This window comes from Phnomibacter ginsenosidimutans (assembly GCF_009740285.1).
Taxonomy (GTDB): domain Bacteria; phylum Bacteroidota; class Bacteroidia; order Chitinophagales; family Chitinophagaceae; genus Phnomibacter; species Phnomibacter ginsenosidimutans.
On the sequence record NZ_CP046566.1, the window covers coordinates 1,575,317 to 1,598,987 of the forward strand.

Annotated in this window: 25 protein-coding genes; 8 read left to right on the forward strand and 17 right to left on the reverse strand. The window is 46.9% G+C overall.

What is annotated here, in order from left to right; translation table 11 throughout:
• Window positions 1–7 precede the first annotated feature (7 nt).
• Window positions 8–874 carry a hypothetical protein gene (locus tag GLV81_RS06755; RefSeq protein WP_157477974.1) on the forward strand — a complete coding sequence of 289 codons (867 nt, stop codon included), beginning with the start codon at window positions 8–10 and terminating at the stop codon, window positions 872–874.
• Between the two features lie 121 nt (window positions 875–995).
• On the opposite strand, the gene GLV81_RS06760 is transcribed toward GLV81_RS06755, so the two are convergent.
• Window positions 996–1,289: an isoamylase early set domain-containing protein gene (locus GLV81_RS06760; RefSeq protein WP_157477976.1), complete on the reverse strand. Its 294-nt coding sequence runs from the start codon at window positions 1,287–1,289 to the stop codon at window positions 996–998.
• Between the two features lie 183 nt (window positions 1,290–1,472).
• Window positions 1,473–2,741, reverse strand: a complete 1,269-nt coding sequence (locus tag GLV81_RS06765; protein WP_157477978.1) for an aminotransferase class V-fold PLP-dependent enzyme — start codon at window positions 2,739–2,741, stop codon at window positions 1,473–1,475.
• Window positions 2,742–2,905: 164 nt separating this feature from the next.
• Between GLV81_RS06765 and GLV81_RS06770 the strand changes: the two genes are divergently transcribed.
• Window positions 2,906–3,556, forward strand: coding sequence for a GIN domain-containing protein (locus GLV81_RS06770; protein WP_157477980.1), 651 nt, complete (start codon window positions 2,906–2,908; stop codon window positions 3,554–3,556).
• Window positions 3,557–4,386: 830 nt separating this feature from the next.
• On the opposite strand, the gene GLV81_RS06775 is transcribed toward GLV81_RS06770, so the two are convergent.
• The 7 genes from GLV81_RS06775 to GLV81_RS06800 form a co-directional block, all read right to left on the reverse strand.
• Entirely contained in the window at window positions 4,387–4,713 is a 327-nt protein-coding gene (locus tag GLV81_RS06775; protein WP_197428998.1) for a GNAT family protein, read from the reverse strand.
• A complete protein-coding gene (locus GLV81_RS06780) occupies window positions 4,706–5,083 on the reverse strand; it encodes a hypothetical protein (protein WP_157477984.1) in 378 nt (125 codons plus the stop codon). Before GLV81_RS06780 ends, GLV81_RS06775 begins: the two co-directional genes overlap by 8 nt.
• Window positions 5,084–5,098: 15 nt before the next feature.
• Window positions 5,099–5,686: an MATE family efflux transporter gene (locus GLV81_RS20100; protein ID WP_246186298.1), complete on the reverse strand. Its 588-nt coding sequence runs from the start codon at window positions 5,684–5,686 to the stop codon at window positions 5,099–5,101.
• A complete protein-coding gene (locus tag GLV81_RS20105) occupies window positions 5,686–6,429 on the reverse strand; it encodes an MATE family efflux transporter (RefSeq protein ID WP_246186299.1) in 744 nt (247 codons plus the stop codon). The genes GLV81_RS20100 and GLV81_RS20105 overlap by 1 nt, the downstream gene beginning before the upstream one ends.
• Before the next feature lie 257 nt (window positions 6,430–6,686).
• Window positions 6,687–7,175, reverse strand: coding sequence for an asparaginase domain-containing protein (locus GLV81_RS06790; protein ID WP_157477986.1), 489 nt, complete (start codon window positions 7,173–7,175; stop codon window positions 6,687–6,689).
• Window positions 7,176–7,373: 198 nt separating this feature from the next.
• Window positions 7,374–8,648 (reverse strand): sterol desaturase family protein, encoded by a 1,275-nt coding sequence (locus GLV81_RS06795; RefSeq protein ID WP_157477988.1) that lies wholly within the window; start codon window positions 8,646–8,648, stop codon window positions 7,374–7,376.
• Window positions 8,649–8,719: 71 nt separating this feature from the next.
• Window positions 8,720–10,513, reverse strand: coding sequence for a M61 family metallopeptidase (locus GLV81_RS06800; protein ID WP_246186300.1), 1,794 nt, complete (start codon window positions 10,511–10,513; stop codon window positions 8,720–8,722).
• A gap of 114 nt (window positions 10,514–10,627) precedes the next feature.
• Between GLV81_RS06800 and GLV81_RS06805 the strand changes: the two genes are divergently transcribed.
• From GLV81_RS06805 to add, 3 genes are all read left to right on the forward strand, one after another.
• Window positions 10,628–11,107, forward strand: coding sequence for a nucleoside deaminase (locus tag GLV81_RS06805; protein WP_197428999.1), 480 nt, complete (start codon window positions 10,628–10,630; stop codon window positions 11,105–11,107).
• Window positions 11,108–11,188: 81 nt separating this feature from the next.
• A complete protein-coding gene (locus GLV81_RS06810) occupies window positions 11,189–12,424 on the forward strand; it encodes an MDR family MFS transporter (protein WP_157477992.1) in 1,236 nt (411 codons plus the stop codon).
• 119 nt (window positions 12,425–12,543) lie between these two features.
• Window positions 12,544–13,539: an adenosine deaminase gene (gene add, locus GLV81_RS06815; protein WP_157477994.1), complete on the forward strand. Its 996-nt coding sequence runs from the start codon at window positions 12,544–12,546 to the stop codon at window positions 13,537–13,539.
• Window positions 13,540–13,633: 94 nt separating this feature from the next.
• Here add and GLV81_RS06820 read toward each other — a convergent pair whose 3' ends face one another.
• The 8 genes from GLV81_RS06820 to GLV81_RS06850 form a co-directional block, all read right to left on the reverse strand.
• Complete coding sequence (locus GLV81_RS06820) at window positions 13,634–13,867, reverse strand: hypothetical protein (protein WP_157477996.1); 234 nt, start codon at window positions 13,865–13,867, stop codon at window positions 13,634–13,636.
• 52 nt (window positions 13,868–13,919) lie between these two features.
• Window positions 13,920–14,276 carry a hypothetical protein gene (locus GLV81_RS06825; RefSeq protein ID WP_197429000.1) on the reverse strand — a complete coding sequence of 119 codons (357 nt, stop codon included), beginning with the start codon at window positions 14,274–14,276 and terminating at the stop codon, window positions 13,920–13,922.
• 117 nt (window positions 14,277–14,393) lie between these two features.
• Window positions 14,394–15,569, reverse strand: a complete 1,176-nt coding sequence (locus tag GLV81_RS06830) for a THUMP domain-containing class I SAM-dependent RNA methyltransferase (RefSeq protein WP_157478000.1) — start codon at window positions 15,567–15,569, stop codon at window positions 14,394–14,396.
• Between the two features lie 5 nt (window positions 15,570–15,574).
• Window positions 15,575–15,751 (reverse strand): DbpA RNA binding domain-containing protein, encoded by a 177-nt coding sequence (locus GLV81_RS20110; protein WP_246186301.1) that lies wholly within the window; start codon window positions 15,749–15,751, stop codon window positions 15,575–15,577.
• A gap of 11 nt (window positions 15,752–15,762) precedes the next feature.
• Window positions 15,763–16,902 (reverse strand): DEAD/DEAH box helicase, encoded by a 1,140-nt coding sequence (locus GLV81_RS06835; RefSeq protein WP_246186302.1) that lies wholly within the window; start codon window positions 16,900–16,902, stop codon window positions 15,763–15,765.
• A gap of 376 nt (window positions 16,903–17,278) precedes the next feature.
• Window positions 17,279–17,896 carry a YdeI/OmpD-associated family protein gene (locus tag GLV81_RS06840; protein ID WP_157478002.1) on the reverse strand — a complete coding sequence of 206 codons (618 nt, stop codon included), beginning with the start codon at window positions 17,894–17,896 and terminating at the stop codon, window positions 17,279–17,281.
• Window positions 17,897–18,104: 208 nt separating this feature from the next.
• On the reverse strand, window positions 18,105–18,755 hold the full coding sequence (locus tag GLV81_RS06845; protein WP_157478004.1) for a DnaJ domain-containing protein: 651 nt from the start codon (window positions 18,753–18,755) through the stop codon (window positions 18,105–18,107).
• A 115-nt stretch (window positions 18,756–18,870) separates the two neighbouring features.
• The gene (locus tag GLV81_RS06850; RefSeq protein WP_157478006.1) at window positions 18,871–19,332 is read right to left on the reverse strand and encodes a hypothetical protein; all 462 of its coding nucleotides are present in this window, start codon (window positions 19,330–19,332) and stop codon (window positions 18,871–18,873) included.
• Window positions 19,333–19,625: 293 nt separating this feature from the next.
• Here GLV81_RS06850 and dnaK point away from each other — a divergent pair, with 293 nt between their 5' ends.
• From dnaK to GLV81_RS06865, 3 genes are all read left to right on the forward strand, one after another.
• The gene (gene dnaK, locus GLV81_RS06855) at window positions 19,626–21,533 is read left to right on the forward strand and encodes a molecular chaperone DnaK (RefSeq protein WP_157478008.1); all 1,908 of its coding nucleotides are present in this window, start codon (window positions 19,626–19,628) and stop codon (window positions 21,531–21,533) included.
• 145 nt (window positions 21,534–21,678) lie between these two features.
• The gene (locus GLV81_RS06860) at window positions 21,679–22,995 is read left to right on the forward strand and encodes an alpha-L-fucosidase (protein WP_157478010.1); all 1,317 of its coding nucleotides are present in this window, start codon (window positions 21,679–21,681) and stop codon (window positions 22,993–22,995) included.
• A gap of 157 nt (window positions 22,996–23,152) precedes the next feature.
• The gene (locus tag GLV81_RS06865) at window positions 23,153–23,647 is read left to right on the forward strand and encodes a hypothetical protein (protein ID WP_157478012.1); all 495 of its coding nucleotides are present in this window, start codon (window positions 23,153–23,155) and stop codon (window positions 23,645–23,647) included.
• Window positions 23,648–23,671: the final 24 nt, after the last annotated feature.

Consider the following 23,671-nt stretch of genomic DNA (forward strand, 5'->3'; position numbering starts at 1 on the left):
AAATGGAGTGGAGAAGCATGGCGAAAGCCATGCTTTTTTTATACCTGCTGCAGGGTATTGGTTGCATGCTCATCTGCCCGACATTTATGGTATGAACACTTCGACAGATGCTGCAGCACCCATAGCGGTTTTCAATAGCCGGGCTTTTCGCTGGCCTTTTTGGCTCTGTATTATCTTGATGATGCAAGCAGGTATGGGGGCTATGTTTATTCCCATTTTGCTTGGCGCTCCTGTATGGGTAAGCGTTGCAGTATTGATGGGAGTAATCCTGTTGATGATGGGCTTGTTGGCTGGGAATTGTACGTACACCTTACATGATGGTGGCATCACGCAAGAAATCCGGTCTTTTTCTTTAATGCCTGTGTTGAAGCGAACGGTAAGGCATTTCAGCTGGTCGCAAATTTTGTATTATAAAGCGGGCACGGACATGACAAAGTCGCTGGAGCAATACAACTATCTATACATTTCAGTTTCGCCTTTTCCCTACCAACTGCGCCTATCCGACCACCAGTGGGATAAGCAGGCTTTTCTTCAATTTGCGGAAGCTTTTGCTACACAAATAGAAATACGTAAGCAGCAGACGCCCTCTTCATCAAAGCCATCCACTGCAGCTTGTGTCCACTTCAGATATAATGCAGCAATCATCTTTTCGCCGGAGGTCTTTTTACGAAAAGCCGATAGCCCACATTTTATTTTGGATACTGATCATTGGCAGTGCGGTACTGGCCTGGTGGATGTGGGCTTATGGTCTGGCACAACAGCGTCATTGGTACCGGTTTGGTGCCATTATTGTGCCCGGCCTAAGCTATATGGCCTACCGGTTATATCGGAAAAAATAATCATTGATGACAGGCATAACAGTACTGTGTGGTAATATATAACACCACAATACAAGTATCACATACAAAAAATGCCACCACTAGCATAGTGGCAGCATTTCGTTGTATGTTTTTATATGAAAACGCCGTGGCTTGTTGCAGCCGCTGGCGGAGCCTTTAGTCAATCAAGATGAGGCTGTTGCTTCCGCCAAAGGCGTTGGCTACCTGCTCGTCAGCTTCTGGTTCGTTCAACCACTCCTGCGCATTTACAAGATATTTGAATTCGTGCTTTGAGTTTTTGGGCAGGGTTACTTCAGTGGCAAATGAACCATCCTTTTTCTTTTTCATGTCAACTGTGGTTTCCCAGTCGCCATTGAGGCCCAAAACCGCTACAGTTTCAGCATTTTCAGGGCTGATGGTGAACTTTACTTTGGCGTAATCTTTTGTCTTGAAGTAAGTCTTTTGTACCATGTGTTTTTGTTTAGTGAACAATAGTGAGTACGGTTTTAATACCGCTTTGTAGTAGGGGTAACCCATCAGGGTAGTGGTGTGCACTACAGGGCTGTGGATAAGTACGACAAGGCTTTTGGAGAATGTTCAATCTTGTTCAACTTTTCTCAAACATTATCTATACTCGCTGCAGCAACATTGAAATTATGCCCTTGCTGCCATCGTTTGCAGTGCATTGATGAACACATCCAACTCAGTAGTTGTGGTATAAATATTGGGGGTAATTCTACAGCCATGCACGTTGGCGCCATCAATGGCTACCGTATAAATCTTGAATTCTTTGAGCAGCGTTTCAGCCAGTTTTGCAGGATGTATACCAGCGATACCAACGTTGGCAATGGCACAGCTACGTTGTGGATCCTCTGGCGTGTTGAGGATGATGTTAGGCAGTTTCCTCACCTTCGAGGTCCAGTATTGCTGCAGAAATCTAAGGCGGGCTTCTTTTCGGGCAGGGCCCAGTTGCTGGTAAAAATCAATAGCATCGGAAATGGTTAAATCGGTGGCCACAGGATGAGTGCCAATATGATTGAGCCTGCTAATATCTCCAGATGGTTTTGGGCCTTCTGCCAGCAATGGCCAAACGCTATCAATGCGGTCTTTTTTTACATACAGCAAACCGGCACCTAATGGAACGCTCAGCCATTTGTGCAAACTGGCACCGTAATAGTCGCAGTGCAAATCAGGTATATTGAATTGGATATGCGCAAATGCATGGGCTCCATCTACTAATACCTGAACCCCTTTGCTGTGGGCCATGTCCGCAATTTTTCTTACAGGCAATATTTGTCCGGTAATATTAATCATATGGCATACCATCAAGAGCTTTGTTTTGGGTGTGATGGCATTGGCATACAGCTGCACAATTTCATCATCGCTGGCCGGATGATTGGGCACCGATAGCCGCTTACAAACTACCCCATATCGCTTACTGATTTGTGCAAACATGTCGAGCATAGCTCCATAGTCCTGCTCGGCCATGATGGCTTCATCCCCCGCTTGCCAGTTGAGACCGGCAATAATCATGTCGAGGCTCTCTGTGGTATTTCGGGTGATGATCAGTTCCTCAGGACTGCAGCCGGCAACAGTAGCCAGTTTTGCAGCTGCTTTCTGCTTGTTTTCCCACTGCACGGTGCGCATGTAGTAGGCGCCTTGCAGGTTTACGTCCCGAATGTGTTGCTGATATTTTTGTAGAATTTCCTGGGGTTGAATACAGTAATAACCGTTTTCCAGATTGATGTACTCGGGCTTGAGCATGTAACCAGCCCGGATTCCTTCCCAAAAAGATTCATCGGCGGCCAGTTCTGTTGCTGACTTGCCTTCATGCAATTGTATCCAATTGGCCATCGATTGTCCAAAAGCAGTGGTACCTGCACCTAGCAGGCTCAGTTTTTTGAGAAAGGATCTTTTGTTCATAGCCATGAATATAAAAAGCCTCTTTTTTTCTGCCTTGATTTAGACAGAATTGTTTAAATATTTTTCATGGGGTGAGTTTCTGGTATTGTAACAAAATGTAAGACAAGTGCGTATCAGGATGCGGGAAGGTTTCCCATTACATTTTCACACCAAAAAATCAACAGATGAAACAACTTATCGCCTATTTCTTGCTGCTTATTTCCATTCCGGCGGCAGCCCAAACCTTTGTGGATACCCAAGCAAAAAAGCGGAATGTATCGCCCTTTCATGCCATAGAAGCTAGTTCAGGCATTGAAGTAGTGATTGCTCAGGGGCAGGAAATCGGATTGGCCGTTAGTGCCAGCTCAGATGAAGTAGATAAGCGGGTTATCACCCAGGTTGTAGATGGAGTTTTGAAGATTGGTGTCGAAAACGATTGGAAATTTTGGAAAATGACCAAGACCTGGCGCATTAAAGTGTATGTGAGCTACACATCGCTTACCGATCTTAAAGCCAGTAGCGGTGCCAGCATAAAAGGTCAGTTTGAAGGCAACAGTCTTACTTGTAAGCAAAATAGTGGTGGTACAATTGCCATTTCAGGCCATGCCGAAAAGTTGGAAATTGAAGCGAATAGTGGTGGAATTTTCAAAGGGTATGATTTTACAGCTAATTTTCTGCAAGCCAACGTGAATAGTGGTGGCGGGGCACAGGTAACTGTAAAAAAGGAAATAACCGCTAAGGCCAATAGTGGTGGTTTTGTGACCTATAAAGGCGATGCCATTATTCGCAGTATTGATGTAAACAGCGGGGGCTCTGTAAGAAAATCTACCAAGTAGAACAGAAAATTTGTCAATGGAAACCGTTTCGTAAGAGGCGGTTTTTTTATGCCGGAACATGAGGTATACCCTTAAAAAGAATGAGCCCCCCAGTAGAGACTGGAGGACTCTTCAAAACCCTAAACCCTTAAACTGATATAAAGATAGGGGGAATGTGAATAAGTTGAAACACTTTGAAAAAAAACTTTTCAAAACATCTATCGATGGTTTTATTTCTTTGAATGAATTGTAGCCAAACTGTTGAAATATTGACGGTTTTTAGACAAAACTATTAGAAATAGGTTCTTGTTTAGCCATTAAAATTTCGTGGATATTATAAAAACGAACCCCCTCGGTGGAGACCGAGGGGGTTATTAATACCCTAAACCCTTAAACTGATGTAAAACTACGTCAGGCATTCAGGAGTGGTTATGACGTAAGTCACAATTGTGGTGGTATTTGATGCGACTTTTCAACAATTTGTCGTAATAGTTCTACGAATCAACACATTCTTGTAGTGTAGTAATCAATTAGAGCCAATGGCTCAAGGGGCAGAATTGAAATTGGGTAAGTGACAAAAAAGCGAAACCCCCGGTGAAGACCGGGGGAATCATTAATACCCTAAACCCTTAAACTGATACAAAGATGCTACGGGTTTTGGCACTATGCAGTGAGTTGCGTCACCATTTTTGGAGCAGTATAAACGTCGTGATGACAATTAAATGACTGATTTTGTAGGCGATATACTACAAGTGAATCGCTGATGTAGAATATGTACTGCTATTAGTGAAACGGAGATTAGGTTAAATGCTTGATTTTAAACTGCTAAGCCTTCTGCAAACGGTTGCAGGCTAAATCGCACTGTTTGCGGTAGTGTTTTGAAGTGCATGTCTGCTTTTGCGGTAAGGATACCAATGCATTTGCTGAATATCCCAGAGTTCTATGGCATCAATACCGGCTTTCAGCTTGTAATCAAACTTGGGATTTTGCATGGCTATGTAGCCGGGATAGAAATATTCTTTGCCTTGTTGTTTTGCCAGCCGTACACTCTCCAGGTACAAATACAAACCGGGGCTGTATTTACGATAGTTGGGATGAAAGAAAGTGAGGATACCTGCATTTGATAAAACGCCTTCATCAAAATAACTAACTCCAATTAATTCGTTCCCATCATACAAAGTCCACGTTTTTGTAGGAAAAAAGTTGGCTGACTGCTCGATCCAGCAAATAGGATTTGACGTTATTGCTTACTTCAAAATCGATGGATTGCCTGTATAACCGGTAGAGGTATTCAATTTCATCATCCAGCCGAAAAGGCGATACACGAAGGTTAAACCGGGCATTGCGTTTTTGCAATTGCAGATGTGTTCCAGAGGGCTGCCATTTGCTTAAGACTATGCGGGCCCACAAAGCTTCATACACTTCTGTTTCCGATAAATAGATATAAGGTGTTGTAAATACAGACTGCGACATTCTGTACCAACCCAGTTCGAGTAGTCCGTCCATAAAGGCGGGATCAAGCGGTTGTTGTAGCGGAATGTAATACATGCAGGAACGTAATTGTCAGACAACTTTCTTTGAAACCATTCGCAAAAATCGGCGGTTCAAAAATAGCGCAGCCATGCTTAAGCCCACTACAAAACCCCACCAAATACCACTGGCTCCCCAACCTTGTTCAAATGCGAGCCAATAGCCAACCGGAATGCCGATGACCCAATAGGCTACTGCCACCAGTATAGTTGGCACTTTTACATCCTTAATACCCCGGCAAAGGCCGGCACCAATAGCTTGCAGGCTATCACTTACCTGAAATAAAGCCGCTACCAATAACAGTTGCGCCGACAGCGTTACAACCGCCGCTTCTGAGTTGAATAAATAGGGTAATTGATAGCGGAACAAGATGAACAACAAACCCGTGACCACGCCATAAATTAAACCGCCAGCGATGGTGCTTACGCCAATGCGTTTGAGCCTTGGTACATCATTACTGCCATACGCATGTGCCGTGCGGATGCTGCTGCCCATGCTAAGGCCCAGCACTGCCATAAACGTTGTGCTGGCACAGTTCAGTGCAATTTGGTGCGCCGCTTGTGCCGTGGCACCAAGCCAACCAACCATGATGCCGCTCACACTAAAGGCACCTGCTTCCATTACCAACTGCAGGCCACTGGGAATGCCAATGTGTAGCAGTTCAGCAATACGTTTGCGTTGTATTTTCCAAGCTTCTTTTTTACAGCAACATATTTGGTAAATGCCTTGCTGTTGAAAATGATGTACAACATCACAATAGCCTCCACTACACGGGTAAGCAGTGTGCCTACCCCGGCACCCAACAGTTCCATGCGGGGCAGGCCGAGGTTGCCAAAAATGAACAGCCAGTTGAGCAGCGCATTCAAGGGCAAACTCATGAATGATAGAAACATGCCGATGCGGGTCATTTCCAGCGCATCGCTAAATTGTTTCATGCTCAGGAAAAAAGTCATGGGCACCAGGCTCCAAATCATCACCTTGAAATAGGGTGCTGCTAGGGCGACTACTTCGGGTTCCTGGCCCATGTGCCAAAGCAGTGGCGAGGCAATGGTACAAATACTGGCTATGATGATGCTGACCAACGTGCTGAGAAAAACGCCGTTGTATAAAAAGCTGCTGGCTGCCACTGTATCGTTTTGCCCACGTGCAATACTGACCAACGCTGTGATGGCAATGGTCATGCCGATGCATATAACCTGCGGAATACCGATGGCATTGATAACAAAGCTGCTGGCGGCCAACTGCTTGTAACTGATAGAACCCACCATGGCACTATCGATGAGGCCGAGACCTACCTGTGCCACATTGCTTACAATGAGCGGAATGGATAACCGTAGCGTTTGTTTGAATTCCCGAACCAACATGACACAATTGAAAATGACCGAAGCCCGCAAAGATGGGGATAATTATGGACCACAGACTACCGACCACCGACAACAGCTGGTAGTAATTTTTTTTGAAAAAATGATGAAAAAGCAACCAGTGGCTACAAATATTCGGACTTTCTATCTTTCTGTCATTTCAACTCTCCCAATCTCTCCAAAGGAGAGGAGACAAAGAGTATGGCGGTTGACTTTGGTCGTCTGTCTACAGACTCCGGACTTTTCCGACTTCCCGACTATTATGGTAGTTCTTCAAAAATGCCGGTTTGCCGGTTCTTCCATACATTATTCCAATTGAACCATCGGCCATTCATAGCTACATACACGCCTTTGGGTAAGGTTTGTACAAAGGCCATGGCACTACCGAGGTTAAACAATCCATCGCTGGAGCCAAACTTGTACGGGATCATAGCACCAGTAATAACGATGGTTTTATTAATGTTTTTGCCAGCCAGTACAGCGGCGGTTTCTACCATCGTATCGGTGCCGTGGGTAATGATGATGCGGTTGTGTTCGCAACGAATGCACTGCTCGGCAATCAGTTCACGGTCGGTAGGGGTCATTTGCAGGCTGTCTATCATCATCAGGGTGCGGATGTCTACATTCAGCTTGCTGCGGCCCAGCTTCAGCATTTCGGGCAGGTGTGTTTCTTTAAAAAACAACTGACCTGTAATCTCATCGTATTCTTTGTCGAAAGTGCCGCCTGTGATGAATATCCTGATTGCCATGTGTTTGGTTTGATGCTGTAAAAATAATTGGCATGGTCAGCAATCAACAACAGGTTGTATGCAGTAGCAGCGGGCTGTTGCACACAGTACCCCTCATTTGAATAAATGATTGAAAGAATTCCACCATACTGAAACATCAGCTAAACAGCCTTTACCATCTGCCCACAAAAAATAGCATATCACAAATGCCTTGCAGCATCATGCTTTTGCCAGCACGGGCTTGTGTTGCATTGGCTTTATTTGCCAGCAAAACCATGCCACCACAACAGTTGATACAATGCAATAGGCAATGAGCACCGGTATGGTCCAGCTTTGCCAACTGCCCATGCCAAACCAATCGCCGGTGTAGATAATCCAGCCAATGGCCAGCGCATTTTTCAACGCTTCCCACAGCACTGCATTTTTATTTTGATCCATCAGCTCTGTGTAAGCATATACACTTAAAAAAATGAAAGCACCGTACACAAACATGTTGGGCGCACCAATGGCAGCAATATTGCCAAAGAAAAAACTGATGATGCACAACATAAATGTTAGCTGTACCCAACTCCATGCCGGCAGCCATGCATGATGCGGTGGCTGGTATTTTTCAAAGTGGTACACATCCTCAATTTTAAACACTGGATATTGTTGCTCCACATCTTGTGGACGCCAGCCAGTAGGCATAAACCAGATGCGCAATTTATCCCACCAATTGCGGGTGCGCCACGCATCTTTCATGAGCAGCCACAAATGTTGAAAGTTGATTTTGATAGGATTCCAGGTGGCTGCCGGGCGGGTGATGCCGTACACAGGAGGCACATCATCCAGCTCTTCTTGAAAAGTACCAAACCATTTGTCCCACCAGATAAAAATGGCGGCTAAATTTTTATCGAGATACTCTGGATTGATGGCATGATGTACCCGGTGGTGGCTGGGGGTTACCAATACTTTTTCTACCCAACCCATTTTACCAATATGGCGTGTATGGTACCAAAACTGGGCAAACAAATGCAAGGGGGCAATCACAGCCAATACTTCGGTGGGCACACCGAGCAGCGCCGCTGGTAATAGCAAAAACGCAAAGAAGTTCACAAACACCGAAATGCTTTGCCGCAGGGCACAAGCCAGATTAAATTCTTCGCTGCTGTGGTGAATGATGTGGTGGTTCCAGAGGATGTTGATTTTGTGATTCCAGCGATGCACCCAATATGCCTGAAAATCGATGACGATAAAACCAATGATGTACGTAAGCACATGATTACTGATGTGAAAGATGGCCACATGCTTCACCAGATAAGCGTAGGTAAGAATGCCAACACTCAGCCCCAGTACGTCTTTGGTTACATTGGTAATGCCCGAGCTGAGGCTCGAAATCATATCCATATTGTTGACCGTATCAAAGCCTTTGCGCCAGCCGTACCATTTTTCAAACAATACCAATACCAAAAAAGCAGGCATCGCAATCAGCAATACTTTACCATAGGTTTCCATACAAGCAAGTCTTTCGTAGCTATAAAAATAGGCGAATGTGAATTCGCCTATTGCATTTGTTACAGTTATTCCTATTGATTGGCTTTGCTACCCAACCATTCGCTGCGAAAAGTTTTGCTGGCAGCATTTGCGGTTGGATTTTCGGACAGTTGCCACTCCGGATTTTCTGCCAATACCAAAGTGGTATGCATATCACGACCCCGGTGGCGATAGTGCATTGTCAATGAATCGCCGGGCTTTTTGCTTTGCAGCAATTGCACCCAATGGCTCATTTGTTTCATTGGTACATCATCGGCGCTGATGAGCTCATCGCCTGCATCCAAACCAGCATCATACAGTGGTGTGCCCCGTAAGGTGGGTGATGCAATCAGCAGTTTGCCCTCTTGCTCTCTGAGTTGGTTGCCGGCCCAGGCCTTGCCGGATTCTTTCAATTGCAGTTGCCAGCCAGCCGCTTTTACCAACGAAGCATAATCAACAAGTTTGGTACCGGCCACATACTGCGCAAAAAACTGTTGCGCAAAGGTTGCATCCTTGGTAAGCGTGGCCAGTGCTTTTTCCAAATCGGCCATGCTGTAAGGTTTTTCTGGTTGGCCATGTGTCTGCCACAGCAGTTGCATGTATGCATCCAATGAAGTGTTGAACCGGCTGCGTAATGTGAGATCCAATGCGAGGGCAGTTGCAGCTCCAGTTACATAGTAGCTGCTGAATGTATTGTTGAAATTGGTTTTATCAATGGCCGTTCCTGCATCTGTAAACACAGCATACTCACTGTTTTGTATCACCGAATGATATTTGCCGCCGGGTCTGTTTTGTTTGGTATTGATGAGGCTGTTCATGCTTTGCAGCCAATCTTTTTCTTGCATCAATCCGCTGCGTACTTCGAGCAATTCACCATAGTACTGCGTAAAGCCTTCTGCTAACCACAAGCCATCACTCATGTTGCTTTTTTCAAAATTGAAAGGCTCCAACGTTGCAGGTCGAATGCGTTCTACATTCCAGGCATGAAAGAACTCATGTGAAAATGTACCCAGTGCAAATTGAATGTTATCGCCACGTGTGGGCATCGAAATCATGGTGGAGTTACGATGTTCCATGCCATCGCCTTGGGCCCAAGGATGCATGCTGGCTAAAAACGTGTAGGTGCCATTGTCAAACCTTGGATAGGCGCCAAACACAGCGCCGGCTTCTGTTACAATTTTTTTCACTGATGTAGTAAATGCATCAATGGCGGCATCGCTGGCATCGGTATCAAATGCAATGCGAATGGTTTGTGCAGGTTGGTTGCCAATGGACTGCTGCCAGCTGCGGTAGCGAATGGCTCCAGCCTTGGTAGGTGCATCCATAAAGTACTGCAGGTGGGGCGCAGTAAAAGTGTAACGGTCTTTGGTGGGATGCAGTTGTGTCGCTACTGTCCAGTTGCTGTCGGGTAGTACAAAGCGAATGCTGATGGGTGCTTGTTCCAATCCTTTTACCCACATAAAACTGGCAGGCATGTTCAGGTGCAAACCTGTTGGGTCAACCGATGCATAGGTGCCATCGGCATGGTTGGCAAACAAAGTGTAGTTCAATGTTACGGTGCCATTGTGTTTTTCAACCACGTATACATCTGCATCGGTTTTAATGCAAGGGAGTGGTTGTCCTTTTTCATTGCTGGCAAATACGTTGTACACGTTTTTTCCAAACTCATGGGTGGCATAGCGGCCCGGCGAGGAGCGGCTCATACGAAAAGTGAGTGGCTGTGCCGGCGCATGGGTAACGGTCAATTCAATGTTGGCTTCGTGATGCGCTGCATTGGGCATGCTCACCACATAATCCAATTGCTGCGCTTGGGCTACAAATAGCTGCAACAGACAAACGAGCAGCATGAAGTAAAGTTTTTTCATAGTAAAAGGAAAAAGCAAATATGTGGTTTTGTAGGCACACCACGGCCTTCGGCACAGCAGCATGATGTGAAGACGGCAATTGTATTAATTTGTGGTATGATTACAGATCGGGAAAAGCATTTCATGCAACTGGCAATTGAAGAAAGTACGTTGGGATTACATGCAGGTCATGGTGGGCCATTTGGCTGCATCATAGTAAAAGGCGATGAAGTGATAGCCCGTGCTCACAACGAAGTGCTCTGCAGCAACGACCCCACGGCCCATGCCGAAGTGGTGGCCATTCGCAAGGCTTGTGCAGCGCTGGCTAGCTTTCAGTTGGATGGTTGTGAAATGTATTGCAGCTGCGAACCTTGCCCCATGTGCCTCGGTGCCATTTACTGGGCCCGGCCCGATAAAGTGTATTATGCCAATGAGCCGGCAGATGCTGCTGCAGTTGGCTTCGACGATCAGTTCATTTACGACGAAATCAATTTGCCCAAAGCAGAGCGGCGTATTCCGTTTATTGCGCTGCGGGTGCCCAATCAGGACATTGCGTTTAAAACATGGCAGCAAATGGAGAACAAACATTTGTACTAACCCGGAGGCATTTGTTTATACACAATTCATACGGTTGCGTTGGCCGTTGTGCTAATCCCTTTTTACTTCGCAACCTATTGTATGCTGGCAAAAATTGTACATAGCTATCGACAGTCATTTACCGGACTGGCCAAAGAAACCTGGCTGCTGAGCTTGGTCATGATGATTAACCGTGCCGGTACCATGGCGGTGCCGTTCATGAGCATGTACGTTACCCAAAGCATGCACCGCAGCCTGGCCGATGCCGGTCTTATCATTACCTTATTTGGAGTGGGTTCGGTGTTGGGTGCCTCAGCAGGTGGTTTTATGGTCGATAAAATCGGCTTTCGGCCGGTACAAATTTTTACCAGTATTGTGAGTGGGCTGTTGTTTATCGGCTTTGCATTTGTGCAAGACTATTCGCAGTTGTGTTTGCTCACGGTGGTGCTCAGTTTTGTAGCCGAAGCATTTCGCCCCGCCAACTTTACAGCCATTGCAGCCTATAGCAAACCAGAAAATATTACCCGTTCATATTCGCTCAACCGGTTGGCCATCAACATTGGTTGGGCCAGCGGCGCTTCGCTTGGCGGATTGATTGCTGCGTATGATTATCACTGGTTGTTTTTTGTAGATGGCGGTAGCAATATTGTAGCGGGTTTGCTCATTGTGCTGTTGTTGCCGTCGGCCAAAAAAAGGGCGGCCACACAACCACAAGAAGCGTCGCCAGCTGTGGTAAAAAAGCCCTGGCAGGATGCATTCTTCATTCGCTTTATTTTACTCACGGCATTGTTTAATACCTGTTTCTTTCTGGTGTTTAGGTTGGTGCCGGTGTATTGGAAAGAAAGCTGGCATCTGGGTGAATCGATGATAGGCGTGGTGCTGGGAATGAACGGAGTAATTATTGCTTTGTTTGAAATGCTGTTGGTAAATCGTTGGGAGGGCAAGCGTCAACCCATGCAATACATTGTAATGGGCTGCATGGCCAACGCTGTAGGCTTTGGCATTTTGCTGTTGCCCAATATTACTCCACTGGTACTGGCACTCGCCTGCATGACGCTGATGACATTGGGCGAAATGCTGGCCATGCCTTTTATGAATACCCTCATCATGCAGCGCAGCAATGCCTGGAACCGTGGCCAATATGCTGCAGGCTACACCCTCAGCTGGAGTGTGGCACAGGTAGTAGGACCTGCTACTGGTGCATGGCTGGCGCAGCTTGGCGGCTACAGTTTGTTGTGGGCTGTACTCATTGTGGTGTGCATCGCTTGTGCCGTTGCTTTTTCTTGGTTAAAAAAACGTCAGCATCAATACGAACAATATGCCGGAGTTTTCAAGTGATGAAGAATTGCGTCGTTTTCAATGGCGAAAAAAACTGCTGCTCTTTGGTAGCATTTTTCTGGTAGGCCTATTGTCGATTTTCTTTTTTGCATCTTGTTGAATGTTCAAAGCCTCTACACATGAATATTGCTTCTCTTCCTAAAGTAGAATTGCATTTACACCTCGACTGCTCATTGAGCTATGAAGTGGTGCAACAACTCAATCCGGCCATTACTTATGAAGACTATCGGGCTTCGTTTGTTGCACCTGCCAAGTGTACTGATCTGGCCGATTACATCACCCGGGCCATCAAAGGCTTTGAACTGATGCAAACCAAAGAGCAACTGCGGTTGGTGACACTGGATTTGTTTAAACAACTGCAGGCAGACAATGTGTGGTATGCCGAAATTCGTTTTGCACCATTGCTGCACACCATGGGCGGACTAACGCCTGTTGAAGTGGTGCAAGCGGTAGCTGATGCGGCAGAAGAAGGAGTCGCTACTTACGGTGTTGAAGCCAACATCATTTGTGCTACACTACGCCATTACAACGAAGCACAAAGCATGGAGACAGTGCAGCTGGTGGAGCAATTCAAGGGCACAAGAATTGTGGCTTTTGATATTGCCGCCGATGAAGCAGGTTTCCCGATTGATGCCCATATCAAAGCCTTTGCCTATGCCAAAGAAAAAGGCATACCCTGCACGGCCCATGCCGGTGAAGCCCGTGGGGCCGACAGCATGTGGGAAACCTTGCAGCATTTTCATCCAACCCGCATTGGGCATGGCGTACGCTGTATTGAAGACCCAAAACTGATGCAATATTTACGGGACCAAGACATTCACCTCGAGGTTTGTCCTACTAGCAACATCCAAGTAAATGTGTTTGATGTGATAGAGAATCATCCTGCCAACCGCATTTATGATGCGGGCATCAGCATGAGCATTAATACCGATGCCCGTACCATTTCTGATACTACGCTGGCAAAAGAATACGACATCTTGCAGCACTATTTTCAATGGACATTGGCACAATTCAAACGCTGCAACCTCGAAGCCATTCGTCATTCATTTGCAGCTGAAACTGTAAAAGAAAAAATTGCAGCACAGTTGTCAGTGGCTTATGACATTGCCATGTAATAAGTCGGACATTCAGTTGTAAGTAGAACGGATAAATAAACAAAACGCCGGAGCAATGGCCCCGGCGCTGTTGTATAAAAATGCAAGCCAAGCATTAAGCCTTGCTGCCTTTCTTTCCTTTCTTGCCCTTGTCGCCTTTTTCGCAGCAACCCTTGGCATCTTTCTCGTCTTTACTGCATTCTTTCTTTTCGCCTTCTTTGCCTTTGCAGCAGCCTTTTTCGCATTTTTCAGCGGCGGGCTTTTCTTGTGCGGCAGGTTTTGTTTGGAAAGCAAATGCAAGAGCAGTAGTCAGCATCAATGCTGTAGCGAGGATGGTTATTTTTTTCATGAGATTCTTTTTTTGAAATGATGTAGAAACGTGTGTTGTGCGTGGTGTGTTTTTAGCAATCGGGAGGTTGTGTGGCTACATCAATATTGGGATTCGGACTCCATGCGAGGTAACGACCTTGCAGGATAGTGGTGGTGCTGAAAACAGCATGGATGAGTTCGTTGTCGTCAGTTTGCCATTGCTGCAGCCAAATGCCCCACTGCGCAGTGCAGTTGGTTCTGGCGCAGCCTTCTTCGCTACAGCACAAAGGCTTTTTGCTTTGCATGGGGCAATGTTCTTCTTCCTCACTTTCACACTGCTCCATGTTGGCAGTTGCACTCATGCTTTCTGTTTGCAGCACAATACTACCTTGCTGCAGGCTAAACCAGCCCCAGCTCAGTAACACACATATCAAAAGAAAATGGCGCATACAATTATTCACTACCAACCAAATGTAACAAACAGGGTTGTTGCCGTATTGTGAAAATGGCTAACAGCATTCATTTGTAAATGAATGGCAACTGCGGCCTGTAAACCCTGATGTTGGTCAGCTTTCTTGAGGTGTTCTGCGGCTACCGGCGTACAGTTCATACTCCAGCAGCCGACAGTCGATGGTGCTGTTGTAAAACTCAATGCGGCGTTTGGCTTTGAGGCCAATCTTTTTGGCCAGTTCCATATTGCCGGTAAAAATATAGCCCCAATAACCGCCACATTGCTGTTTCATAAAATCGCCGATGCGGCTGTATGTGGCTTCGAGTGCAGCTGCTTCTCCCAATCGTTCGCCGTATTCGGGGTTCATCATCATCACGCCCTTGCCATCGGCAGGCACAGGTGTTGCCGCAAAGTCACAGAGTACAAATTCAATGAGGTGAGCCACACCGGCTGCCACTGCATTTTTGCGGGCATTTTCAATGGCCTTGGGGTTGTTGTCGCTGGCTATGATGCGTAGGCCGGGCACATCAACAATCTGTTCTTCCAGCAGGGCATCTTCCTGCAAATACACGGCATCATCGTAGCCCTGTAAGTGCATAAAGGCAAAACTGTTACGAAACAGGCCGGGCCTTCTGTTGGTAGCTATCAATGCTGCTTCAATGGCCAGTGTGCCAGAGCCACACATGGGGTTGATGAAGGGCGATTGCCGATCCCACTGCGTCGCCAAAATGGTAGCTGCTGCCAAGCCTTCGAGCATGGGTGCAAGGCCAGGAATTTTTCTATAGCCATGACGGGCCAAACTATCGCCGCTGGCATCAATGAACACCGCAGCTTCTTCATTTTTCCAAAACAAATGAATGACAGTGCCGGTGAGTGCAGCGCCACTCGAAGGCCGGTTGCCTGTCAAATTACGAATGCGGTCTACAATGGCATCTTTTACCCGCAGGTTGGCAAACATGCTGTTGTTGATGCTGGGATGTTGCACGTTGCTGGTCACCGAAAAATAACCATTGGGCGGCAGCACTTTTTCCCACGGAAAATCTTTGAGTGCATGGTAAATATCATCGGCACTATCGGCGGTAAAACTTTTCAGTTGATACAGCACCTGGCTGGCACAACGCAGGTTGAGGTTGAGCCGGATGCATTCATTGATGCTGGCCTGCAGTTTTACACCGGTGATGAAGGTTTCTTCCACAGTAAAACCCAGTGCTTTCACTTCCTGCTCCAGGTAAGGAGCAATGCGTTTGTGACAGGTAATCGTCACCAATCCTTTTGCGGTAAAAAAGTTCATGCGGCTTATTTGGCGATGGCAATTTTTGCTTTGATGCCTTTTATTTTTTGTTGCTGAACAAGGGTAAGGCAATGGCTGGCTTTCGACTTGCGGATGGCTACAAAAGTGTAAAAATCTTTCACCGTTATCAGGCCAATGTCTTCCGGTTTCAGTTGGCCTTTTTGTGTCAGCAAGCCTACCACGTCTACCTTGTTTACTTTGTCTTTTTACCGGCAGCAATAAACAGCGTTGTCCATTTTGGTTTCTCCGGAATTTCTGCCGTAGCAGGCAATTCAATATGGCTGTGGGTGGTGGTTACATAGGCTGGCATTTTTTCATCGGGGCCCAGCATCATGATGACGGTGCCACTGGCATCCATACGGGCAGTGCGGCCATTGCGGTGCGTAAAGCTGGCTTCGGTATGTGGCAAATGGTAATGCACGATGTAGCGGATATTGTCAATGTCGAGACCACGGGAAGCCAGGTCGGTTGTCACCAATACGTTTACCGTTCCATTGCTGAATTTGCACAACGCCGTTTCTCTGTCGCGTTGTTCCATTGATCCATGGTAAAACACATTGAGGATGTCTTTTTCTTTCAGCAGTTGTGCGGTACGTTCTACCGCTTCGCGGTGATTGCAAAACACAATTGTACTGCGGTTACCCAGGTGGCAAATGAGGCGAAACAAACTGTCAATCTTGTCTTTCTCTTTGCAATGCAATACTTGCAATGCTAATTTTTCCTGCGGCAGTTCTGCGTCATTTACAAAGTTGAGCACTTGCGGTTGCTGCATGTGTAAAAAGGCGGGCAGTGGCTCAATATTGGTGGCCGAGGCGAGTATTTTTTTGCGCAGTGCAGGCAGTTCACCCACAATGAAAGCCATGGTTTCTTCAAAGCCCAACTCTACCGATTTGTCAAACTCATCAATCACCAGTGTAGTAATGTGTTGCGTTTGCAAATTGCCGCGGCGAATGTGATCGGCTATGCGACCGGCGGTACCAATGAGCAGGGCAGGGGCTTGTTTCAAACTGTTTTCTTCTATCTCCACTTTGTGGCCACCGTAGCAGCAGGTCACTTTCAGGCCGGTGCCCATGCTCTTAAACACGGCTTCTATTTGCAGTGCCAATTCACGGGTGGGCGATAAAATAAGTGTAGTACTATTTTTAGGTGATTGCTGTAGTTGTGGCAATAGCGGCAATAAAAAAGCCAGTGTTTTACCAGAGCCGGTGTTCGACAGCAGCACCACTTCATCGTGTTGCTGGCAGGCTGCCAGACTGGCTTCCTGCATGGGGTTGAGGGCCGCAATAGACAATCGTTCGAGAATGACGGCGAGTCGATCAGAAGAAAGTTGCATAGCCGCGAAGGTAACTGAATTGCGCCGCAGCACTGTTTTTGCTTCGGGTTGGGAGAGCGGATGTTATGCTATAGCCACAGATTCACAGATTAAAATTTGAGAATCGCTGTAAATAATCAGTGCATCTGCGGCCCCTCGTTATTTATTTAGGCCACGAATTCACAAATTAAAATGGGGATGATTACATCAAATAATCTGTGAATCTGCGGCTCGCATTTCATTGCACCCGAGTAACGCTTTCTCACAGGCCGGGAGGCCTGCGAGAGATAATAATCCGTGCATCTGCGGCTAAACAAAAACAAATTCCTCACCCCAAAACAATCGGCGAAAATCCGTTTTATCCGCCTTCATCCGCGTCCCATACATCCGCGTCTCATCAATCATGAAACCCAAGCCCGGCCAATATTTTCGGCAGACATTTTTCCATGCGGCTTCTGCGGGTAGCCGATTGTTTGGCGCTGTTGAAATGCAGCAGATAACCCCGCTGCCGGCCCGGCGTTAATGCAGCAAAAGCTTTCGCCACATCGGGCCATTCCTGCAGCAGTTGTTGCCATTCTTCCGGTACAGGTTCGGCTGTTTTTTTCAGCACGGGTTTGATGCCCGCATCCACAGCCGCCATGGCTTCAAACACATAAGCTTTTATCGTAGTAGATAATTTGGCTACCTGCGCCCCATCTGTAAACCGCATGATGCGACCAGCCTGCACATTGTCGCCCTGTTTGGTCAGCAGTTGTGCGGTATCTTCCAGCAATGCACCATTCAAAAAACTCAGTCCGCAATAGTCTTTCAGCGCATACAGCATCAGCAGGTTTTGTTTGCCGTGCATGTAGCAGGGCACGCCCCATTTGCAGGTTTCGGTAAGGCCGCAGTCGAGCAGCAACTGGCGCAACAATTGCAACGGTTGCTGCCATGTATGCACTCTGCAATCAGGCGTGCCGCCCAATGCGCATCGGCCACAGCCTTCGGCAAAAAATACGTCTACGTCTTTGGTCATGATAACGTTGATTGAATGCAAAATAATCAGTTACAGCAGGGGGCTGCAACCAATCATCATTTCTTTTACGCAAAATGTATCAGCGAATTTTTTTGGATACCAGCAGTTGAATATCTTGGCATCGCCTGTTGCGTCGCAATCCCTTTAACTACTCGTTTTCATGGCATCTTTTTCGGCCATAATATTGCTGCTGCTGTGTATGAAACATTTATTGCATTAATGCAATGCCTGCACACAGTCCTACAGTTAGCAGCAGCAAAATCCACCATTGATTTCGTTCCCAAAAGTATTGCTGGCGGCGGCGGTTGCGGTTACTGGCAATCAGCGGTTGCAATGCCGGAGTAATATTGGCCAGCAATTGCATGCGTTGGTAAAAAGGCTGCAGCAACGGATAATCAACCGGTGACGAACTGTTGAGCAACAATTGCCCGATGTTTTGTGCTTCTTGAGCAGCATTAAAACTGCGGAGCAAATCCAGCCGTTCATCGTCCAGCAATTGCAGCAGGCTTTGCGCCAGCTGCTGGTGGTCCATGCGAAAACGATCGAGGTCGGCTACCCGGTTGGCCAGTTCCCGTGCTTCTGCCACAATGGTGTCGGGTGTAAGCGGCACTGGCCGGGCCATGTTTTTGCCCTGGCTTTGCAGCAGCCAGCGGTCTTGCAGGTAGGCATCTTTTTTGGCAGCATCCGTCAGGGTGTCGTAGGCTTCCTGCAGCTCCCGAAACCATGCTTCGGCGTACTTATTGCCCTGGTTTACATCGGGATGGTAGCGCAACGCCAGCCGGCGAAAACTTTTCTTGATATCCGTTTCGGTAGCGCCAGGAGAGAGGTCGAGTATTTTGTAATAATCCTTGAGGGGCATGCGGCGCAAAAGTAGGGTGGAGCTGGCTGAGTTGGTTGGTTTGTAGGTTGGAAAGTTGGTAGGTTAACAGGTTGAAATGCTGTAATGATGAGCCAGCATGATTAGAAGCATTATTTCATCGTCGTATGAACTTTCTGATAAGGCCCAACAATAAATGGATTAGCAAGAGTACTTGTGCCAGCAATAGCAGAAAGATGAATGCAGCAAAAGCATCGGCATATTGCTCCATGTTATTCCACGCAATGTTGCCATTTGTATTTGTTGGGTTGACTGTTGAAGAGTTTGAGACATCCAAAATCAAAGCAAGGCCTAGCAAACAGCAGGGTACAATCGTAAGGACTAGGTGAATCCATTGCAGCAGTTTTGAGAAAAGAAGGCGGTTGGCTAGCAGGTAAACGACCCACAACATCAAACAAAAAGCTCCAAGGATATAGCCAAGCTGTTGATGCGCTATTATGAAATATGTGTCATGCATTTGAATGTCAATGACGGAGTTTGCACTACTGAAAAATGTAGCGGTGATAACAAGCAATACAGCTGTGGCCAATAGCAAGTGGTGGGGAAGGATGCGTTTCAAATGGGAGAGTATTGGAAGCTGTAAAAATGGGAAATTGTTTGTGATTGGCCTGTTCTCAAATGTAAGATAGTCACCAATGAAGCACCTTCCACCTGCCAACCCGTCAACTTTCCAACCCGTCAACCTCTCTGACAGATTCTCCTTGTTTCATCCGCCTTTCCGTCCCGTTTCTGCCGTGGCAGGACTGCTTTTCTGTCATTTTTTCACCCCTGCAGGGCGTGGCATAATCATTGACAATCAGTAAGCGATGCCTCAGGCATCATCCATTTGTAAAGTCTAAATCATACATAATCATGGGAAAAATTATTGGAATCGACCTGGGAACCACCAACAGTTGCGTATCTGTAATGGAAGGCAATGAGCCGGTGGTAATCGCCAACGAAGAGGGCCGTCGGACGACACCGTCTATCGTGGGCTTTCTGAAAAATGGCGAACGCAAAGTGGGCGACCCCGCCAAGCGTCAGGCCATTACCAACCCTGTTAATACCATTACCAGCGTAAAGCGCTTTATGGGCCGCCGCTTTGATGAAGTGGGCGAAGAAATCAGCCACTGGAGCTACAAAGTAGCCAAGGGCGACAACAACACGGTACGTATCGATATCGATGGCCGCCTGTACACCCCACAGGAAATCAGCGCCATGGTATTGCAGAAGATGAAGAAAACTGCCGAAGATTACCTCGGTCAGGAAGTGACTGAAGCGGTAATTACCGTGCCAGCTTACTTCAACGACGCACAGCGCCAGGCCACCAAAGAAGCCGGTGAAATTGCCGGTCTCAATGTGCGTCGTATTGTAAACGAACCTACCGCTGCCGCTTTGGCATACGGTCTCGATAAAAAACACGCCGACCAAATGATTGCCGTGTTCGACCTCGGTGGTGGTACGTTTGATATTTCTGTACTGGAACTGGGCGACGGTGTATTCGAAGTAAAATCTACCAACGGTGATACCCACCTCGGTGGCGACGACTTTGATAAAGTGATCATGGACTGGTTGGCCGACGAGTTCAAAGCTCAGGAAAGCATTGACCTGCGCAAAGACCCCATGGCATTGCAGCGCCTGAAAGAAGCTGCTGAAAAAGCCAAAATTGAGCTGAGCTCTTCTACCGAAACAGAAATCAACCTGCCTTACATTACTGCGGTAGACGGTGTGCCCAAGCACCTGGTGCTGAAGCTGAGCCGTGCCAAGTTTGAAGCCTTGGCCGACAACCTGTTTACCCGCATGTTTAAGCCTTGCGAGCAAGCATTGAAAGATGCCGGCCTCAGCGCATCACAAATCAACGAAGTGATTTTGGTGGGTGGTTCTACCCGTATTCCTAAAGTACAGGAGCTGGTAGAAAAGTTCTTTGGCAAGAAACCTAACCGTGGTGTAAACCCCGATGAAGTAGTAGCCGTAGGTGCCGCTATTCAGGGTGCCGTACTCACCGGTGAAGTGAAAGATGTACTGCTGCTCGACGTAACGCCACTGAGCCTCGGTATTGAAACACTCGGTGGTGTAATGACCACTTTGATTCCTGCCAACACCACCATTCCTACCAAGAAAAGCGAAGTGTTCAGCACGGCTGCCGATAACCAACCCGGTGTACAAATTCATGTGCTGCAGGGCGAACGTGTAAAGTCTGCCGACAACAAGAGCCTCGGTATTTTCAACCTCGATGGCATACCGCCAGCACCACGTGGTGTACCACAAATTGAAGTGACTTTTGATATCGATGCTAACGGTCTGATTCACGTAAGTGCCAAAGACAAAGGCACTGGCAAAGAGCAGAAGATTCACATCGAAGCGGGTAGCGGCCTCAGCAAAGAGGAAATTGAAAAGATGAAGAACGAAGCCAAGGCCAACGAAGAAAGCGACAAGGCTGAACGGGAGCGCATCGAAAAAATTAACCAGGCCGACAGCCTTATTTTCCAGACAGAAAAGCAACTGAAGGAATACGGCGACAAAGTACCTGCTGATAAGAAAGCACCTATCGAAGCTGCACTGGCTGAGCTGAAAGAAGCCCACAAGAGCCAGGACCTGGCCCGCATTGAAGCCGGTACTGCCAAGCTCAACGAAGCTTGGACAGCTGCCAGTCAGGAAATCTACAATGCCATGAACCAGCAAGGTGGTGCAGAAGCCCAACCCGGTGCTGATGCAGGTGCACAGCAGGGTGGTGCCAAAAGCGATACCGTAGAAGACGCACAGTTTGAAGAAGTGAAATAAATAGGCACATTGTTGCATCATACAGCGGCTGTTCCGAAAGGAGCAGCCGCTTTTTTATTAGAATATTTATTTATGACTGAAAAGTGATAACCTGTGATTTCCAATACAGGTAGCTGTACTTTTCCGCTGCTAAAAAAATGATGCTATGCGTACATGGATTGCTGCCTTCACCCTGTTGTTTTCGGTAACCGGTTACACACAGGTAACTCCTGATTCTGCCAAACTCGAATGGTTTCGGGATGCCAAACTCGGCATCTTCATTCACTGGGGCATTTACTCGGTAAACGGGGTAGATGAGAGCTGGAGCTTTCACAACAAACTCATTGGCTATCCTGAGTACATGGCGCAGCTGAAAGGATTTACAGCCAATAAATACAACCCCGAAGCATGGGCAGCACTCATAAAAGAAAGTGGTGCACAGTACAGCGTCATCACCACCAAGCATCATGATGGTGTGGCTTTGTACGACAGCAAGCTGAGCACGTTAGATGTGGTAAACAGCACACCGGCTAAACGAGATGTGCTGACGCCTTTTTATCAGGCGCTGCGTAAGCAAGGCATAAAAGCAGGTGCTTATTTTTCATTGATCGACTGGAGCCGAAACGATTATCCCGGTTTTCTGAAAGACAGTAGTCGTTATAAAATAAAAGAGCAGCCAGCCCGCTGGCAACAGTTTTTACAGTTTTGCCATGGGCAAATCAATGAAGTGATGACCAACTTCAATCCTGATTTGATTTGGTTTGATGGCGATTGGGAGCACAGTGCCGAAGAATGGAATGCCGCCAAAATCCGGCAGGATATTTTGAACAAGAATCCCAAAGCCATCGTAAATGCCCGCTTGCAAGGCTATGGTGATTATGCCACACCAGAGCAGCACATACCTGTAAGCCGCCCCAGTGGCGATGTGTGGGAGCTCTGCATGACCAGCAATAAAAACTGGGGCTACCATCCTGATGATTCCGCCTATAAAACACCGTATGAGCTCATTGCCATTTTTGCGGATGTTATCAGCAATGGCGGCAACTTGTTGTTCGACATTGGCCCCAAAGAAGATGGCTGGATTCCAGACGAACAAGTACACCTGCTGAAAGAATTGGGCAAGTGGAACAAGAAGCATGCTGCAGCCATTTTTGGTACAAGAGCAGGGTTGCCTTACGGGCATTTTTACGGGCCCAGTACTATGAGCAAAGACTCTACAACGCTTTACCTATTTATGCCTTACAATGCAGCAGGCAAAGCCGTCATCAAGGGGTTGAACAATGAGATTGCATCCATTAAAGTTGTAGGAGCCAACACCGCTTTGCCACATAAAGTAGTAGGCAAAATCAGTTGGAGCCATGTGCCTGGCATTGTATATATAGATGATATACCTGCTGCTGCAAAAGATGAGTACATGACAGTGCTCGAAGTAAAGCTGAAAAGCAAGCTGAGTTTGTACAGAGGAAAAGGAGGGTTCCAATAATTTTTTAGTCAAAAAAATCGGTGATGGGCACTTATAGGTTGATAAGTGCCCATCTTTCGTATGCGAATGACAGTCGTTTTTTTTTGTGCAGATAAATATTTTGAGGTATTGGGGAATAGTTACATCTTTCGAACCTCAAACCGTAGAAAGTTTCACAATGTCGTACCCTAATAAGGCATTTGAAGCATCTGTACAGTTTATTAAGAGCCTTGGAATCAACGTACATTTCAAAACCCTGGATCCGGCGCAGATTTTGCCCGGTATTAGTATTGAGCAAGGATCGATTTTCATAGATGAGAAACAACTGCTGTTTCCTGGCGATGTGTTGCATGAAGCCGGACACATTGCAGTGGTGCCTTTGGCAGAACGGCATACGTTGAACAAAGAGACGATTGGTAAACGCACCGATGCTCCTGCAGAAGAAATGATGGCCATTGCATGGTCATATGCTGCTTGCATTCATTTGCAGCTGCCACCTGAGTTTGTATTGCACAATGATGGCTACAAAGGCGGTGGCTCTCTCATTTGCGAAAACTTTAAAAATGGTCAATACTTTGGTGTACCCATGCTGCAGTACAGGGGCATGTGCTACGCTTCACCGAATGAAGTTCATGATGCTTACCCGGTGATGATAAATTGGACAGCGCCTTAATCCCACCATCTGAAAATTAAAATT